The organism is Hujiaoplasma nucleasis (assembly GCF_013745115.1).
Lineage (GTDB): Bacteria > Bacillota_I > Bacilli_A > Izemoplasmatales > Hujiaoplasmataceae > Hujiaoplasma > Hujiaoplasma nucleasis.
This window is the reverse complement of record NZ_CP051151.1, coordinates 30439-49749: the sequence shown is the minus strand read 5'-3', so window position 1 is coordinate 49749 and position 19311 is coordinate 30439. Positions and strand designations below refer to the sequence as shown.

Genomic DNA, 19311 nt, shown 5'->3' with positions numbered 1-19311 from the left:
CCTAAAATTGTGAGTTGAATCTTAAATCATTTGTATAAAGATTTCGAATATCATCTATACCTAATTTAAGCATTGCTATACGCTCAACACCAAAACCAATGGCAAAACCTTGATAAAGATCAGGGTCATAACCAGCAGCTTTTAAAACATTATTATTAACCATTCCAGCGCCTAATATTTCTATCCAACCTGTCTCTTTACACATTGAACAACCCTTACCTGAACAAACATAACAAGATACATCAACCTCTACACTTGGCTCAGTAAATGGAAAATAAGAAGGTCTTAATCTGATTTGTCTTTCAGAACCAAATAACTTTTGAGCAGCAATCAACAAAGTACCCTTTAAGTCTGACAAAGATGTTTTTTTATCTACAACAAGGGCTTCTACTTGATGAAATTGATGAGAATGTGTTTGATCATCATCATCCTTTCGATAAACCCTTCCTGGTGCAATAATTTTTACCGGTTTTTTACCTACATACTCTAAAAGTGTCCTAACTTGAACAGGTGAAGTATGCGTTCTTAGTAGAGTATCTTCACTAATATAAAGTGAATCTTGCATATCTCTAGCAGGATGGTCTTTAGGTAAATTTAACATTTCGAAATTATAAAGGTCTTGTTCTTGTTCAGGACCTTCTTTGATTTCATAACCAAGTCCAATAAAAATATCTTCTATTTCTTCTATCGTTTGGGTAATAACATGTTTTTTTCCAAGAGGGAATTTTTTTCCAGGCAAAGAAATATCTATGGTTTCCTTTTTTAATTGATTAAGAATTTGCTCTTCTTCAATTTGTCTTTTAACTTCATTTATTTTTTGGCTAATTTCATTTTTTGCAAGGTTAACCATTTGCCCCACTTTTGGTTTTTCCTCATTAGGCAAATTTTTTATCTCTTGCATAAATTGATTGAATTCGCTTTTCTTACCTAAAAATTTAGATTTTAAAAGCATTAATTCATTCATATCTTTTGTATGATTGAGTTCTTCTATGGCTTTTTTTACCAATAAATTAATTTTTTCTTGCATTATTATTCTCCTTTTCCAAAAAAAAATCGTCCTTATGCAAGGACGATTAATCACCGTGGTACCACCTTAGTTCTAGTTAACTAGCACTTTGATCTTTAACGCAGATATACGGAGATGATTGGTCTCACTCAAAAGATGAATTCACTTAATATATACTCAATGCTTGCACCAACCGCATTTTCTCTATCAGTATAAAATTAAGCTACTTGTTCTTTATCATTGTGTTACTTTATTATACAAAATTTTCACCTTATTTACAAGTTAATTATTTCTACTAAATAAAGCAAGTAATCTTAACATTTCTATATAAATCCATACAATGGTAATCATTAAACCTAATGCAAGTATCCAACCAACTTTTTGATCCATACCAGATTCAACAGAAGTCTTAATGCTTTGAAAATCTAATAACAAGAAGAAAGCTGACAATCCTGCTGAAACCAATACAATAATAGTATAGAAAGAACCGCCAAAAACACTAGGTAATAAAATACCAATCAAGGACATGATAATTACCGAAATGAGCGCAACAACCATAAATGAAGCAAATTTTTGATTGACTTTAATAACATTGGTTGAAAATAATAAAAGCATGATGACAAATACCAATAGGGTAGTTGTTAAAGCAGTGATCACTATGCCTTCATACATATAAGCGAATAATGCTGATACTACTCCAAGAACCAAACCTTCACTAACTGCGTATATTATTCCAAAAATTGGTGCATAATTAATAGATCTTGTTCCAATGATAACAGAAATAAAACCAATAATCATTGCGCCGATTAAAACACCTGGTGTTAAAAATTCAGGAAAATAAATAAGTGAAGCTAAAGCTGTTAAAACAGCAATACCTAATAAAAATAGTGTTTTTACAGTCACATTAGTATAAGTAATAGGTCTATCCGTCACATAATCATAATTCGACATTTTAGTAAGCACTGGATTTGTACTTCTCATTCTCATATAGTTAACCTCCTATAAGTAATCATATTATATACTATATTTTTGATTTTTTTGTGATAATTTGTTTAGAAATCAAATATTGAAACTTGATTCTCGTTATTCATACCATCAAAGGTTCCTAGAGTCTCTAGTTTTTCAAATAAGACCTTGGATAACTTAGTTCTCTGTTTAACATCTTCTTTAGATATAAAGTCTCTTTCTTGTCTTGCTTCTACAACAGATTGAGCAGCCTTTTCACCCATAGAGTCTATCACAATAAAAGGTAAAATTAAAGACTTTTTATCTTCAGATATAATAAAATCTCTAGCCTGTGAAAGATAAAGGTCAATTGGTTTAAATGTAAAACCTCTTTTAACCATTTCTAAAGCGACTTCTAGAGTCGTTAATAGTTCTTTTTCTTTATTAGATGCTTTATTACCTTGAGCCTTTATTTCATTCATTTTATTGACAATACCAACTTCATTTCTATATAAGACATCAACATCAAAAGCTGTAGCTCTTTTAGAAAAATAAGCTGCATAAAAATAAATTGGTTTGTAAAGTTTAAACCAGGCAATTCTTAAGGCCATTAAAACATATGCTGTTGCATGGGCTTTTGGAAACATATATTTAATTTTTGAACATGACCATATATACCATTCAGGCACATTAGCATCTCTCATTAATTCTGCATAACCCATCCACTTTTCCGGAGATTTTGCAGCTTTGCCTTTTCTAACAAACTCCATGATTTCAAAGGCTAGGGTTGGTTTCATACCCCAAGCCATTAAGTCAACCATAATATCATCTCGACAACCAATGATATCTTTAAAATCTAACTTTCCGAATCTTTTTTCTCTACCAGTAACCAAAGAATGTGAGTTACCATACCAAACATCAGTTCCATGAGACAAACCTGAAATTTTGACGAGTTCAGCAAATGATTTTGGCTTAGATTCACTTAACATGCCTCTAACAAAACTTGTTCCTAACTCAGGGACTCCATATGAAGCTACATCTGATTGGATGTCTTCCTTAGTTAAATTAAGAATTTCTGTACCAGATAATAAACGATACACATCGCTATCATCAACTGGAATATCTTTGGGATCATCAAAAGGAACTTCCTCTTGATGGGCCTTAACTAAATCCATTAAATATCTAATCATGGTTGGGTCATCATGTCCTAAAACATCAAGTTTAAAAAGATTGTTTTCTATAGAATGATACTCATAGTGAGTTGTTTTCCAAGAATGATCTGTTGAATCCCCTGGATACTGAATCGGTGTGAAATCAAATATTGATCGATTATTTGGAACAACAACAATTCCTCCAGGATGTTGACCACTTGTTCTTTTTGAACCTTCAATACCCAAGGCCAAACGTTCCATTTCAGCTCTTCTAATTAAAATTGGATCAATGCCTTCTTTTTTTCTTTGGTCATTGATTTTTTTATAATAATCTTTCACCATAGCAAAAGATGTTCTCGCAGCACATGTTGATATGGTTCCTCCCCTAAAGGCATGGTTTTTACCAAACAATTTACGAATATACTCATGCACAACACCTTGATAATCACCAGAGAAATTTAAATCTATATCCGGAGTTTTATCACCATTAAACCCTAAAAATGTTTCGAAAGGAATGTCATGACCATCGCGTTTCATCAGTGTTCCACAAACAGGACATTCCTTTTGTGGTAAGTCCCATCCACAATCAGTTTCACTTAATAAAGTTTGATTTTCTCTTTCAAAATCATTTAAACCATACATTTTAATTTCTTCATCTGTTTTTTTAAATGCAGAAAAATGGCAATGTGGACATACATAATGTGGTGGCAATGGGTTGACTTCGGTAATTTCCATTAGTGTCGCCACCAATGATGAACCAACAGAGCCTCTTGATCCAACCAAGTAACCTTCTTCTAAGGATTTTTTTACAAGTAAATGAGAAATATAATATACCGTAGAAAACTTATGCTTAATGATATTACCTAACTCTTTTTCTACCCTATGTTTTACAAGTTCAGGTAAAGGATTCCCATAAAGTGCTGTCACTTGATCATTGACCATTTTTTCTACTTTTTTTGAAATTGATGGAACACCTTGTTCTGCTAAAAATTCATCGGTAGGTGCAGCCAATTCATCAGGTATAATTTGAATATGATCAATCATATCAGCTATGGCATTTGAATTCTTAACAACAATTTCATAAGCCGTCTCTTCACCTAAGAATTGAAACTCTTCAAGCATTTCTTCAGTGGTCATATAGTACTGATTAGGTTTTGTTTTTCTACCATATAAGGAATGAAATCCTCCACCCCCTACTAAAGGTGTGTTAATTAGAATTTCTCTATATAATAAATCTTGTGGATCCAAATGATGAACATCTCCTGTCGCTACAACAGGTATATTCAATTCTTTACCTACTTCAACAATGCTTTTAATCACTTTCTGAATCACATGTTGCCAATTAGGTCTTTCTTCTTCTAAGAAGTTAAAATGGCTTAATGGTGGCACTTCTAAAACATCATAATATCGAGCAGCTTTGACAAGTTCTCTTCGCGTCTTATTTAAGGCAATATCAAAGAAATGTGAGTCCAAACCACCACTTAAAACAAGAAGTCCTTCACGATGATGATCTAAATATGATTTTGTTATCTTAGCGCCTCTATCAAAATAAGTTGTAAGAGACTCAGATAAAATTTTATATAAATTCTTTAAACCTTTTTGTTGGCGAACCATAAGGTTAATTTGTTTTGGAAATGGGAATTTATATATTTCATTCTCATCTAAAATCAAATTTAAATCAGAAAATTTATTAAAACCATTTTTTCTTAAAATCTTTAACAAATGTAAAAATATTTCATTGGTTGCTTTAGCATCATTAACAGCTCTATGATGTTGATCTAACCTCACTTTAAAATATTTTGATAAGGCATCTAAACCATATCTAGTTCTCTCTGGTATTAGGGCTTTAGCTAAATTTAAAGTATCAATCGAAGGATTAATATGGTTAGTAATCCCATACTTTTTATAATTATGATCTAGGAACCCTAGGTCAAATTCTGCATTATGGGCTATAAGTATACAATTTTTAGAGAACTCATAGAAATCTTGTAAAACTGGCTTTATGGTTCTTTTTCCAGTTAACATTGATTGAGTAATGCCGGTTAATTTTGTTGTAAAGGGTGTAATATTGATGCCTGGATTAATGAGTTCACCAAACTCACCTAAAATGGCACCATTTTTTACTTTTACAGCCCCAATTTCAATTAATTCATCATGATTTAAACTTAACCCAGTCGTTTCAATATCAAAAATAACATAAGTAGCTTCACTTAATAATCTTTGATCTTCTCCTCTGGTAATTGTAATTGAATCATCATCAACATAGGTTAGTTCTAATCCATAAAGAGGCTTTATATTTGAAGATTTTAGCGCTCCTTCTAAGATAGGAAATGATTGAACGGATCCTGTATCTGAAATACCAATAGCTTTATGATCCCACTTTATCGCTCTCTCAAGGTAATCCTTGACATCCGCAACCCCATCTAAAGATGACATTTTTGTATGCATATGGAGTTCTACTCTCTTAGTGTCTGCTTGATCGATTCTTAAATCTTTAGATATTACTTTATTCGAGTGGGCTAAATTAATAATATGTAAAACTGTCTCGCCTATATAATTATCGTACATACCAAATGATTTTACAATAAGCCCCATCCCAACTTCTATCTCTTTATAAAATTTCATATCTGTTGGTCTAATATTTCTTTTCATAATATAAACTGAGTCTTTTTGATTTGTAATAATAAATTTAGCTGATGCCTTATTATTTGATTCATCAATTTCTGCAAAGACACAAATGCCTTGTACATTAAATAAGGCTTTTCCCCCGTGACGTTCTTTATATTCTTCTAAATCCATATCACTCTTAGGAATTTCATTAATTTCAGAAAAATCATGAATATTATTAGATTCATTTAAATAAATATATTCAATAGCTTCTTGGCCTAATAATTTATGGTGTCTTTCTATAAACTCATTGACTTGATTATCAATTTCATCATCAATCGAAGTTTGATTTTCATCCACTAAAACTTGAATAGAAAAATCAAAGCCTAACTTCTTTAATTGATTTTCAATAATATTTCTATATGTTGCTGGAGTAACTGCACCTTTAGGGACATAGACTTTTATAACATTATCTTCTAAATCTTTAGGATAATCTTTTAAGGGTGAAATCCTTTTATCGTTTTCAGACAATATATCAATGGCATAATCATAATAATCAAGAATTTCTCCATCAATTTCATTAAAAGATACTTTAAAATCTATTTGTTCAACTGATTGATAGATATTTTTTAAATTTTGGAGTTTTGTAATAAAGTGTCTAAAATGTAAAATAGGTATAACTTTTTCAAATATGAAAGAAAAAAACCAAGTTTTATTTCTTTCGTCAACTTCAACAAACTCAATATATCCATAATCTTCTATGATTTGGTTTTCTAAATTTAATTCATTTAATAGTTTTGTTAGTTTTTCCAAAATATCATCTCCAATACCTTAATATTATACCATATAAAAGCTTGGATTTTTTTATAAATAAATAAAATTACTGATTAAAATTAAGCTAAAAAAAACAACCAAATTATTCAAATTTGGCTGTTACTTTTCCAGCAAGTATTTCTTCTAAAGCTTTACCAACAGGTTTTACACACCTGTTATCTACTGAAGAATGATTTGTTTTCTTAATGATTTTGGCACGTTTTGCAGAAGTATAAGCTAACTTATATTTTGAATCCACAACTAGAAGCAACTCATCAATTGACGGGTATCTTAGCCCATCTTTATTTTCTAGTTTTTCTGGTTCTTCTTCTTCATCTAAGAAGCCACCAAAACTATAGTCACCAAAACGATTACCTTGAGTTGGGATATACTTAAGCTCTTCTTTCATTTCTTTTAATTTTTCAATATCTGAATCTTTAATCATTTTCTTCCTCCAAAAGTTTATAGTACTTATGAATTGATCGTTCTGTTTTAGCATGTTCCGCTCTAATAATAGCATAGATTCTATCTGCAGCATTTTCTACTTGATCATTCACAACAATATAATCATATTTATAAGCTAATCCAAATTCTCTTTCAGCCTTATTTATACGTTCTTGAATTTTAGATGCTTCCTCTGTACCCCTAATTTTTAAACGATCCAACAAAGATTTTTTTGAAGGTGGAACGATAAATATAAATACGGCTTCAGGAAGTCTTTCTCTAACTTGTAAAGCACCTTGAACTTCAATTTCAATGATAACTTCTTTGCCCTTATCCATTTGTTTTTCAATATAATCCATGGGCGTCCCGTAGTATTCGCCTACGAACTCTGCGTACTCAAGAAAACCATTATTTTTGATACGTTCTTCAAATTCTTCACGGCTGACAAAAAAATAATCAACACCATCTACTTCCCCTTGGCGAGGTTTTCTTGTGGTCATTGACACTGAGTAACAAAAGTTATTATCTGGAATTTTAAAAAGTGCTTTTCGAATGGTACCTTTTCCAACGCCTGATGGTCCACTTATAACCACCAAGAGTCCTCTTTCATTTAACTTCAGATTAATCCCTCCATTAAATACTTTTTTGTTACCACATATCTTACCACATCTTTTGAAAATAGTAAAATATTTTTCATTAAGAATGACTAAATAAAGTCAATTATATATGTTATAATATGTTTTAGTCATATTAATGGATGGTGAATATATGAGTATTGATGGAAGATTTATAAAATACTTAAGCAAAGAACTTAATCAAGAACTAATTTCAGGTAGAATACAGAAAATTTCTCAGATATCACATTCTGATTTTTTATTCATCGTAAGAGTTCAAGCTGAAAACAAAAATCTATATCTATCACTTTCAACTGCCAATTCCAGAATCCATCTCATTGATAAAAACCTTAATCAATTTGACCAACCTGGAGGTTTCTGTATGTTTTTAAGAAAACATATAGAAGGTGGAACCATTCAATCCATCAATTCCTTAAACAATGATCGAATTATTGAAATTAAAACTTTGAATGTTAATGATTTAGGTGACCAAACCAATTATTATCTTTTCATTGAACTTTTTGGGCGATATGCAAACTTGATTATTACTGACAATAATAAGCAAATATTAAATGCTTATAAGCACATTCATCCCTTTGAAGACATCGATCGAACTATCGTCAATGGTGCTCATTATTTATTACCAAATGATAATAAAATAGACCCCGAAGACTTAGTTTCAATAGAAAAATTCTTTAGTCAAGATAATCTAAATTATAGAGATATTATCAACGCATTAAGAGGTATTTCACCCTTATTGGCTCAACATATTATTAAAGAAGCCCATCATAAATCATCTGAAATGTATCTAGTCTATAAAGAAATTCTAAATCAACCCATCAATCCTACTCTAGAGTTAAAGGATAGATCTCATTTTTATTATCTAGATATTTTTCAAAATCCTAAAAGGCATTTTAAAAGTATATCTGCTTTATTAGAATTCTATTATTATGAGCAAACAGACAAAGAAAAAGTAAAACAAATCCATAAATACTTAAGTCAATTCTCGAAAAATCAAGTCAATAAATATAAGAATAAACTAGAAAATCTATCCAAAGATCTAAAAAAAGCTAAGCAAAATGATATATATCGAATGAAAGCAGACTTGCTTATCCAAGACCAACACAAGATCCAAGCCACGGATTATGAATATATTGGCTTCTCTTATGAATTAAATCAAGAACTAAGTGTTGAACTTGATCGAAAAAAATCTGTTATTGAAAATGCTAATCAATATTATAAAAAATACAAGAAACTCAAATCTGCTATAGAACATTTAAATAAACAAATCATTCTAACAAAACATGAACTTAATTATTTTATAAATCTAAAGGATCAAATTAACAATAATTATAATTATCAAGATTTAGATGAAATTAAAGAAGAATTAATTACCCTAAAATACCTAGCTCAAAAAAAATCAAAGAAAACTAATAAAGCTGCTAAATTAAATTATGATACATACATTTTTAATGAACAAACAAAAATATATGTAGGAAAAAATAATTTACAAAACAATTATTTAACTCACAAATTAGCTCATAAAAATGATATGTGGTTTCATGTTCAAAACCAGAGTGGTTCACACGTGATTGTTCATGGAGACTCACTAACAGAGGAAACTATTAGACACGCAGCGAATCTAGCTGCATATTTTTCTAAGAGTAAAATGTCTGGATCAGTTGCGGTTGATTATACCCTTGTAAAAAACATCAAAAAAATTCCTGGTGAACTAGGCTCCTATGTATCATATTCAAATCAAAAAACTATTTATATAGATCCAGATGAAACAAAAATTAGCGAATTAAAAAAAATAAAATAAGCCCCTAATCAGGGGCTTATTACTTATTTTTTGTCTGCAATTTCTTTTCTTATTAATTCAATAAATTCATCTAACTTAACACTCACTTGCTTTTTCTCGCCGTAACGTCTATAAGTGACTTCATTAGCTTCAAGTTCATTATCTCCTACCACAATTTGGTAAGGGATTTTTTTTGTTTGTGCCTCTCTAATTTTATAACCTAACTTCTCATCCCTATCATCTAAATGCACTCTTATTTTTTCCTTTTCTAAAGCACTCAATAATTGCTTAGAAAAATCTAAATGATAGTCATTATTTACAGGAATGACCTCAACCTGAACTGGGGCTAACCATGTCGGGAAAGCTCCGGCATAATGTTCAATTAAAATTCCTATAAAACGTTCAATTGAGCCATATAAGGCCCTGTGTAACATAACAGGTCTTTTTTTCTCTCCTTGATCGTTGATATAAGTTAGTTCAAATCTTTCAGGCAAATTCATATCTAATTGAATTGTACCGCATTGCCATATTCTTTTCATTGAGTCTCTTAGTTTAAAGTCAAGTTTGGGACCATAAAAAGCTCCATCGCCTTCATTAATGATATATTCAATGCCCATGGCGTCTAATGCATCAGCCAAAGCTTTTTCAGAACGATTCCAGGTTTCAATATCACCAATATACTTATCTTCTGGTCTTGTACTTAATTCAATATGATAATCTAAATCAAAGACTTTATACATGTAGTCATATAACTTAACTAACTCTACAATTTCATCTTTGATCATCTCTTCAGTCATATAAATATGAGCATCATCTTGAGTAAAGTTTCTTACCCTAAACAAACCATTTAAAGCTCCACTTGCTTCATGTCGATGAACTAAACCTAATTCACCTAATTTTAAAGGAAAGTCTTTATAAGAATGTAAGTCTCTTTTATATACTAAGATTCCACCAGGACAGTTCATTGGTTTTACAGCATACTCTTTATCATCAATTTCTGAAGTATACATATTGTCATGATAGTTTTTCCAATGTCCTGATATTTCCCACAGTTCCTTATTTAACATAATAGGTGTTTGGATAAGCTTATATCCTGCTTTTTGATGTTCTTCATACCAGAAGTTTTCTAATTCTCTTCTTAATATCATTCCATTTGGTAACCAGAAAGGAAAACCAGGACCAAACTCACTTAACATAAATAAATCAAGTTCTTTACCTAATTTACGATGATCTCTTTTCTTTCTTTCTTCCAACATATGAAGATGTTCATCTAAATCCTCTTTAGTAAAGAAAGCAGTACCGTAAACCCTGGTTAATTGAATATTATCGCTGTTACCACGCCAGTAAGCACCTGCCAAACTTAAGAGTTTAACATTTTTCAGCCATTTAGTACCAGGTAAATGAGGTCCACGACATAAATCAGTAAAATGTGCTTGTTCATAAATGCTGATTTCTTCGTCTTTTGGCAACTCAGTAATCAACTCAATTTTATATTCATCATCTTTAAATTTTTCTAAAGCTTCCTCATAAGATAAAACCGATCTTTTTATCTGTGAATTTTGTGAAGCTATTTTTTTCATTTCTTTTTCGATCACTGATAAATCAGCTTCAGTTAAAACAGTATCTCCTAAGTCGATATCGTAGAAGAAACCATCTTCTATAACTGGCCCAACTCCAAATTTAGCTTGTGGATATAGTTTTTTTACTGCTTCTGCCAATAAATGTGCTGCAGAATGTCTCAAAACATCTAAAGCTTCAGAATCTTCTTCTGTTATAAAAGCAACTTCAGCATCTTCAGATATTGTTCTATCCATATCCATAAGTTTACCATTGACTTTAGCAACTAATGATTTTTTTCTTAATGATATTGATATATCATCAGCGATTTCTGATAAAACTTTAGGTTCATTATAATTTAATTCTGAACCATTTGGTAATTTGATTTTCATATTATTTCCTCCTAATAAAAAAAGCCACCCTTATTCAAAGGGCGACTAATCGCGGTACCACCTTAATTTATAGCTTAAACCGTTAACGCCTGGTACGTGCTTTATTAAAGCAAACTCCAAGGTAGTAATCATTAATATCCATCTTTGGCTCACACCCTCCCAAAGTCGCTATAATGTTATTTTTAATGATCTTGTCCTCTTCATCGTTGTTAATTATATTATACGATTGTTTATGAAATTGTCAAGAAATTCGTGGCATATCTTTCAAAATAAATTCTTCAGTCATTCTTTTGATTCTTTGAATAATTCTGAATGCAGATACAGTTTCTTGCTGGGTATTACTTTCTTTTATAACATTAACCAACTCTTGAATCGGAAAATTAGATGAAAAGAATGTTGGTTTATTATCAAGTAATCGATGTTGTAAAATTGAACCCAAGACTTCATCTCTTATAAATTTTGAAAAGTATTCTCCACCTATATCATCTAAAAACAATATTTCAATAACCTTTAATTGACGGATTTTTTCTTCTAAATCACCGTTGCCAATAGAAGATTTCAATTCCCTTACTAAATCTGGATAATAAGCAAAAATAATTTTTTTACCTTGTTTAGCCAATTCATTGGCTAAAGCAGCCAATACATATGTTTTACCAGATCCATATTTTCCAGAAATATACATACCTTTCATAAAATTTTCTTTCAAATCATTTTTTAAAAATTTATGCATGTATGCGTGGATTAATTTTCTGCTTTCCCCTATTAAATCCATGTCCTCTAATGAAGCTTCAAATATTCTTTTTGGTATATACATGGCTGAAATATTATTAGCAGACCGATTTTGATTGTATCGGCAATTTTCATATTCTATTTGAATTCGGTTATTGTGGTAAGTTAAATGTGGCGTAAATCCCTTTGTTTGTAGTTTGCAATCTTCAAGGCTATGACAATCATTACATGTTTTGTACTCTTCTATATAAGTTAGGAAGATATGAGCTGATTTAATAATTTGATCTCTCGTTAAATCATGGTCAAGTATAAATTTTTTTGTTGTAGGCTCATTCATAAAACGATCTATTAAGCCATCATAATCTATCTTAGCATTAAAGTTATTTAGTAATTCATCGACTTTTTTCATGATTCATTCCCTTCTGGATTCAAGTACTCATCCAACCATTCTATATTTACATCTGTTTTTTCAGGCTTATAGTATCCGCTAGATTTTTTATTTTTCATTGAGTCTATATGCTTAATGTATTGTAAGGCAGTCTTTACAGAATTAATCTTATTTCGTTTCCAGCTTAGTCCTACTTTTTGAAAATAAGCATATCCAGGTAATTTATTGTCTTTTTGTTTATATACATAAGCTAATAAAACATTGATTACACCAGTGTTTAAACCCACTTCATCCATTAATCTTTCAGCTATTTTTAAATCTGATGTCAAAACAACACCATCATTCAATTCAGCCAATAATGTCTTTGGCGAAATAGATTCAAAATAATCTTCTAAACTCTCAGGCTTTTCTAAACTTTTATCTTGATAAATCCCCTGATGATTGTCTTTATTTTCATTAAGTTCACCTTGTCTTTTATCAAAGAAATTTCTAGCATTTCTAGCAAGATTTTCAATACTTAATTGATGGTTATCATCTAGTGATTTGATAATAACTTCTTTTAATTCTATTTCATTTAAGTCATAAACATAAGCTAATTGATGAATTTTATTTTTTACCGCCTCAGTTAAGCTTTTAACATTTAAAATTTCTTCAGAAATGCTATCTGATAAGAAACGCCAATCAACTTCATGTCCATTCATATTTCTAAAAGATTGAGATTTTCCAGATAAAAGCGCACTTTCATAATCTTCTTTGTAGACTTTAACAATGTTGGGAAAAACCTCATTAAAAGCTTTAGATATATTATACTTTTGTCTTTGGTTAGCTTGTTTAACTTTAAAGATTTTTATAATTTTTTTAAACCTTGTTTTAGTGATATTAGAAATTAGATATTCACCTAAAATCCCATCGTTAACAAAACTTCTCGCAGATAAGGGCATTTTAATCTCATAGGTAAAAGAATCAGAAGTAAAAAACGTTACCAACAAACCAATAGCTTCGAGTTTGTAACGTTCTTCTTCGATTTGTTTGACTTCCATATTCAATAATGATTCTAAATCTGAATGTAAATATTCTTCTGAGACTAAATTTTGTCTGTCAATAAGGCTTAATAAAGTTAAGTATAAAGACAAAGCACTTTGTCCTATAATCGGTTGGTACAACAATGATAAGACTTGGTAATCAACAATTGAACATAAACCTTCCGCTGACACAACAAAAACATCATTTCTTTTGATTCTTTCCAAGATATTACTCCTATGATTTTAATTTTGATAAGATTTGAATAAATTGATGGTATGTATGGTCTCTTGACCATGAATTATCAATAACATAATCTGATTTTTCTTTTTTTTCATCTAAAGACATTTGTGAATCTATTCTTTGAATGGCAGTCTTTCTATCAAGATGGCCCCTTTTCATTAATCGTTCAATTTGGCTTTCCCTATCTGCATATACACAAATAATTTCATCACAATACTTCTCCATTCCAGCTTCAAATAAGAGCGGAACATCTAAAACCACTAAAGGATAATCTTCTACACGATAAGTTTCAATCATTGCTTCTATTTCTTTAATAACATAAGGATGAGTTAATGAATTAAGTATTTTTAATTTTTCCTTATCATTAAATACAATTTTAGCTAAGGATTTAAAATCAAGTTCTTGATTAGATTTTTCTGTTAAAGCAAATGTATCGATAATTTCTTGGTACATCTCTTTATTGGTATGGGTTAATCTTTTATAAACTTTATCAGCATCGATAACCTTAATGTGAACTTTTTCAAACCAATCACTAATTAAAGTTTTACCTGAGGCAACGCCACCTGTAACACCTATAACCTTCATGAAGTCTCCTTCCTCTGGCAATGTGGACACAAATAGGTCCCACGCCCTCCTACTTTTATTTTTATAATTAATTCACCACAAATAGGGCAAGCTTGGTCTTTTTTTGTATGTACATTTAATTTGTTTTGAAATCTTCCATCAATACCCAATGTAGAATGGTAAGTACGTATAGTCGTTCCCCCAAGCTCTATAGCTTGATTAATAACATTTTTTGCATTAATTAAGATTTTACTGACTTGGTTTTTGGAAAGAGAAGAACCCTTTGTCTCTGGATGAATAGATGATAAAAACAGAGTTTCATCAACGTAGATATTCCCTAAGCCTGATATAATTGTTTGATCTAGCAAAATAGACTTAATAGGTCTATCTGACCCCTTTATTTTAACATAGATATCATCATAATTAATTTTTTCATCGTTGGCTTCAGGACCTAATTTAGATAAGGATTTCAGTTCAAACAACTTGCTTTTTTCAACCAATTCCATTGTACCAAATTTTCTAACATCGTGGTAGGTCAAAAATAAGTCTTCACCTATTTTAAATGCAATATGATCGTGTTTGGTCATTTCTTTTAAAGATTTTCTCAGGTAATACTTGCCTTCCATTCTGAGATGAGATACCAATGAAATATTATCAAAATCAAATATAAGATATTTCCCCAAACGTCGAATGTCGTTAAAGACCTTATGGATTAAAAGTGATTCAAACAACAATACATCCATTTGAATAATGCCAGGATATCTAATGATGACTGATTGGATCTTTTTACCAATAATCAAAGGTTTGAGCTGTTGCCTTACAGTTTCTACTTCTGGTAATTCAGGCATTTATTTAACCTCATAAAGACTTTGACCATAAGAATAATGGACAAGTAATTTACTTTCAATATCTAAAATATTCTCCATAGTAGTCTTGGTAATCTCGATGACTTTATCGAGTTCATCTTTAAAAACATCCAAGACAATTTCATCATGAATTTGAAGAATTATTTTAGATTTCACTTTCTCATTTTTAAATAAACGATCAATCTTAACCATAGCTGCTTTTAAAATATCTGCAGCACTTCCTTGAATAGGTGCATTCATCGCAATTCTTTTACCGAATTCTCTTGTTTGATAATTTTTCGACCCTATTTCAGGAATAAAGGTTTTACGGTTAAACATCGTGACTACATATCCATGTTTTTGAGCAAATTCAATTTGCTTATCGGTGTATTCTTTAATCTCTGGGTATGTTTCAAAATAAGCATTGATAAATCGTTCAGCTTCTTTAGGTGAAATATCTAGTTCCTCTGAAAGACCCCAAGTGGTTTTACCATAGATGATTGAAAAATTAATGGCCTTTGCAATTGATCTTTCATTGGCTGATATTTCTTCTTTTCCAAAAATTTTTTTAGCAGTCTCTAAGTGTATGTCCTTATCTTCTTTAAATGCTAATTTTAGGTTCTTGACATTAGCTAGTTCTGCAACAACCCTTAGCTCAATTTGTGAATAGTCAAGCGATAAAAGCACATGGTCCTTTTCTCCAACAAAAACCTTTCTTAATTCTCTGCCAATTTCTGTCTTAATTGGTAAGTTTTGTAAATTAGGTTCTTTAGAAGATAATCTACCTGTTTTTGTTAATGCTTGTTGGTATATGGTATGGATTTTCTGATCATCTTTTAGTTGTAAAGCGGCCAATAAGCCTTCTATATAAGTAGATTTTAACTTTGAGTAAGTTCTGTAGTCAATGATTAAATTAATGATAGGATGAATATTCTTCAATTTATTTAAGACTGATATATCAGTTGAATAACCACTTTTTGTTTTTTTCTTAGCTGGAAGATCTAATTTTTCAAATAAAATTTCTGATAACTGTTTTGGTGAATTGATATTAAAATCTTCCCCAGCCAGAGCATAGATTTCAGATTCTAATCTATGGAGCTGCTTATCTAAGTCTTTTCCTAAAGAAATAAGTTGTTCTTGGTCAATATTAATACCTTCAAATTCCATCATAGCCAGAGTGTTAGCCAAAGGAATTTCTATTTCATTGAATAAGACAACTTGTTGATTTTCTTGGATTTTCTCTTTAACTTGTTGGTGTAGGGCTTTAATTGCTTTAACTTTAGTGATCATGTGTTTGATTAATCTTTCTTTTTCAGGCATTGTCTTTTTAGCTCCACGCCCATAAATAAGATCATCAGATAAGACATCATCATGGTCTAAGGATCTAACAACTTGAGAGAAATCATCTTGATAGATATTAGGATTGATTAAATAAGCGCCTAACAATAAATCGAAATCAACACCCCTTAAATCAAACCCATCCCAAAGCAAAGCTACTTTGATTTTCTTTAAATCATATACATACTTCTTTTTATCTTCATCTTTTAGCCAGTTTGTAAAGTTCTTTGATTTTAAAGCTTGGTCATAATCTATATAATAAGTTTGATTGTTGCTTATTAATGAGAATCCAATTTTATCAGAACTATGATAATTATCTTCATATAGTTCTAGGTGTAAGTAGCCATCTCCAAGTTTTACTTGTTCTAACTCTTGACCACTAATACTTTTATATTCATATATTTCAACTTTTTTATCTTTATTAATTTCATTTAAAAATGATCTGAAACTCATTTGTCTGTAGAAATTAGCCAATGCTTCTTCTTTGTATCCTTTATATTCGGAATCTTTGATATTCATTTGATTATCAAAATCACACTTAATAGTCGCTAACTCTTTAGAAAAAACCGCAAGATCTTTGCCTTCTTCTATGCGTTCTTTAAGCTTTCCTTTTAGGTCATCAATATGCTCAATAATATTTTCTAGAGAATGATATTCTTTTAATAATTTTTCAGCAGTCTTTTTTCCAACACCTTTTATCCCGGGAATATTATCCGATGAATCACCTACTAAACCTTTAAAATCAGGTATTTGTTGGGGACTTAATCCTAATTTTTCGTCAAGTGCTTTTTTATCATAAATCTCGATTTCAGATAATCCTTTTTTTGAAATCAATTGAAAGACGTGGTCATCAATTAACTGCATTAAGTCTTGATCATTGCTATAAATCATGATTTCATCAAAATCATCCTTGAAATGCTTCACTGCATAACCTATAACATCATCAGCTTCAAATGATTCTTGTCTATAAAAATAAACACCAGCTGCCTTTAAATAATCTTCCATGTATGCAAATTGTTCTATCAGCTCAGGTGGTGTATCTTGTCTAGTGCCTTTATAGTCTTCATAGATTTGATGTCTATGGGTTTTTCCTAAAGAATCTAAAGCAACTATAACATGAGTATAACCTCTTTCAAGCAGGGTTTTCATAGCTCTAACGAAACCATAAATTCCATTGGTGAATTTTCCATCACTTGTTTGCATTAAATTACCTGTATAGGCTGTTGCATAATAAGACCTAAATAATAAGTTACTAGCATCTACCAATAATAATTTCTTTTTCATTTTTCCACCTCTTTGACTGATTTATTTTATCATAATTAAAGAAAAAATGCACTTAGTCAAGTGCATTTTTTATGATTAAATATTAATTTGTGTTCTTATCTAAGATGATAAGTAAACCTTTAAGAATTAGTAAGTCATCTCTAATAATTTTTTCTTCACATAATTCATGAATAAATCTTGTATGTCCTCCAGTCATAATAACTGTTAAATCAGGTTTTTTGATTTCCAGTTTAATCCGTCTTACCATACCATCAATCATTGAAGCATGCCCATAAATTAATCCAGATCTAAAAGCATCTACTGAATTTTTACCCAAGGCTTTCTTTGGAGCTCTTAGCTCAACTTGGGGTAATAAAGAGGTTTTTGAAAACAGTGCATCTTTACTGGTTGTTAGGCCAGTAGCTATAGCTGCACCTCTTAAAGTCTTATCTTCTAAATAGGTAAAAGTCGTTGCTGTACCTAAATCAATAATTAAACAAGTTTCATCATAAAGATTGGTTGCCGCAACTGAATTAGAAATTAAATCAGCACCAACTTCCTTTGGATTATCAGAATTAATCTTTATACCTGTTTTAATTCCATGTCCAACAAACATAGGTTTTAAATTAAATGTATCTTGAAAATAATCTCTAAATCCTTCATTGAGTTCAGGAACGACTGAAGAAATAATAACTTGATTACATTCTTTAATATAGTCATTCAATATCACTGCATATTCATCAGATGATTTTTGCTTGTCTGTATTAATCTTATATATTTTTAAAATATCAATTCCATCTTTTGATAAACCAATTGTAATGGTGGTGTTACCAATATCAATTGCTAACTTCATAAACGCTTCCTATTAAAATAGATTCGTTATTTGAAGTTAAATAAGCTATCAAACGATCAGTGACTACAGAACCAATTAACATGGCTAAGACAGCCTCTCCTATACCATTGCTGATTAAAACACCAAACATCCATTTAATGATGGTATTAAATGATTGTAAGCCTTCCAATCCAGCGATAGTATCTGCACCGTATTCACCCTTTAGAACGCCTTCATAGATACTAGGTGATTCAAAAACAATCGGGAATCCTGTCGCAAGCATTGGCACCACAAGAAGGGTGTGAATTAAAGAGACAATTAAAAACCCTAAGGCCAAAGCAACCAAACGATTCTTCGGCAATAGTTTTTTAAAAAACTTGAAGACATCATAGATAACCCATCCAAAAATCATTCTTGGTAAAACTGAAATCCAAGGTAATACAAATAGAAAATCAAATCCTCCACTCATTGCACCTCTAATTAAAGATACAATCCCAAAGACAGTTCCAAGAATTAAACCTTCTTTTCTTCCTAAAATCACTGCCCCAATAATTACCGGTATAGTAATTATTTGAAAAGATAATCCTAAGAAGGGAATGAACCCTAAGAAGGGAACCATACCCATAACAATAATAATTGCGACAAACATAGCCAAGATAGTCATTCGACGAATTTTGTCGTGTTTAGATAATACTACTTTTTCTTTTTGCATTTTTTTTCCTTTCCAAGCCACACTTTTTGTGGTCTCATAAGAATCTA

The 19311-nt window shown here is 30.6% G+C and carries 14 protein-coding genes and 1 other annotated feature; of the genes, 1 reads left to right on the top strand and 13 read right to left on the bottom strand.

The genetic code is table 11. From position 1 onward, the window contains the following. Position 1: 1 nt before the first annotated feature. The 5 genes from pheS to gmk all read right to left on the bottom strand — a co-directional run bounded on the left by pheS (position 2) and on the right by gmk (position 7586). On the bottom strand, positions 2–1033 hold the full coding sequence (pheS, locus tag HF295_RS00220; protein WP_376739675.1) for a phenylalanine--tRNA ligase subunit alpha: 1032 nt from the start codon (positions 1031–1033) through the stop codon (positions 2–4). 29 nt (positions 1034–1062) lie between these two features. Beyond that, positions 1063–1256, bottom strand: a binding site (T-box leader). A gap of 32 nt (positions 1257–1288) precedes the next feature. Beyond that, complete coding sequence (locus HF295_RS00215; protein ID WP_312031830.1) at positions 1289–1993, bottom strand: Bax inhibitor-1/YccA family protein; 705 nt, start codon at positions 1991–1993, stop codon at positions 1289–1291. Positions 1994–2058: 65 nt separating this feature from the next. Next, on the bottom strand, positions 2059–6522 hold the full coding sequence (locus HF295_RS00210) for a PolC-type DNA polymerase III (protein WP_312031829.1): 4464 nt from the start codon (positions 6520–6522) through the stop codon (positions 2059–2061). A gap of 103 nt (positions 6523–6625) precedes the next feature. Continuing rightward, positions 6626–6802, bottom strand: coding sequence for a DNA-directed RNA polymerase subunit omega (gene rpoZ, locus HF295_RS08690; protein ID WP_376739696.1), 177 nt, complete (start codon positions 6800–6802; stop codon positions 6626–6628). A 157-nt stretch (positions 6803–6959) separates the two neighbouring features. Continuing rightward, a complete protein-coding gene (gene gmk, locus HF295_RS00200) occupies positions 6960–7586 on the bottom strand; it encodes a guanylate kinase (protein WP_376739695.1) in 627 nt (208 codons plus the stop codon). A gap of 133 nt (positions 7587–7719) precedes the next feature. Between gmk and HF295_RS00195 the strand changes: the two genes are divergently transcribed. Further along, entirely contained in the window at positions 7720–9402 is a 1683-nt protein-coding gene (locus HF295_RS00195) for an Rqc2 family fibronectin-binding protein (protein WP_312031826.1), read from the top strand. Positions 9403–9425: 23 nt separating this feature from the next. Here the strand turns inward: HF295_RS00195 and thrS are convergent, their stop codons facing one another. The 8 genes from thrS to HF295_RS00155 all read right to left on the bottom strand — a co-directional run bounded on the left by thrS (position 9426) and on the right by HF295_RS00155 (position 19264). Then, positions 9426–11330 (bottom strand): threonine--tRNA ligase, encoded by a 1905-nt coding sequence (gene thrS / locus HF295_RS00190; RefSeq protein WP_312031825.1) that lies wholly within the window; start codon positions 11328–11330, stop codon positions 9426–9428. A 241-nt stretch (positions 11331–11571) separates the two neighbouring features. After that, entirely contained in the window at positions 11572–12468 is an 897-nt protein-coding gene (gene dnaI, locus HF295_RS00185; protein ID WP_312031824.1) for a primosomal protein DnaI, read from the bottom strand. Further along, positions 12465–13694 carry a DnaD domain protein gene (locus HF295_RS00180; protein WP_312031823.1) on the bottom strand — a complete coding sequence of 410 codons (1230 nt, stop codon included), beginning with the start codon at positions 13692–13694 and terminating at the stop codon, positions 12465–12467. Before HF295_RS00180 ends, dnaI begins: the two co-directional genes overlap by 4 nt. Positions 13695–13704: 10 nt before the next feature. Beyond that, a complete protein-coding gene (gene coaE / locus HF295_RS00175; protein ID WP_312031822.1) occupies positions 13705–14295 on the bottom strand; it encodes a dephospho-CoA kinase in 591 nt (196 codons plus the stop codon). After that, entirely contained in the window at positions 14292–15122 is an 831-nt protein-coding gene (mutM, locus tag HF295_RS00170; protein ID WP_312031821.1) for a DNA-formamidopyrimidine glycosylase, read from the bottom strand. Before mutM ends, coaE begins: the two co-directional genes overlap by 4 nt. After that, positions 15123–17741, bottom strand: a complete 2619-nt coding sequence (gene polA, locus HF295_RS00165) for a DNA polymerase I (RefSeq protein ID WP_312031820.1) — start codon at positions 17739–17741, stop codon at positions 15123–15125. A gap of 82 nt (positions 17742–17823) precedes the next feature. Then, positions 17824–18573, bottom strand: a complete 750-nt coding sequence (locus HF295_RS00160; RefSeq protein WP_312031819.1) for a type III pantothenate kinase — start codon at positions 18571–18573, stop codon at positions 17824–17826. After that, on the bottom strand, positions 18557–19264 hold the full coding sequence (locus tag HF295_RS00155; protein WP_312031818.1) for an ECF transporter S component: 708 nt from the start codon (positions 19262–19264) through the stop codon (positions 18557–18559). The genes HF295_RS00160 and HF295_RS00155 overlap by 17 nt, the downstream gene beginning before the upstream one ends. Positions 19265–19311 lie beyond the last annotated feature (47 nt).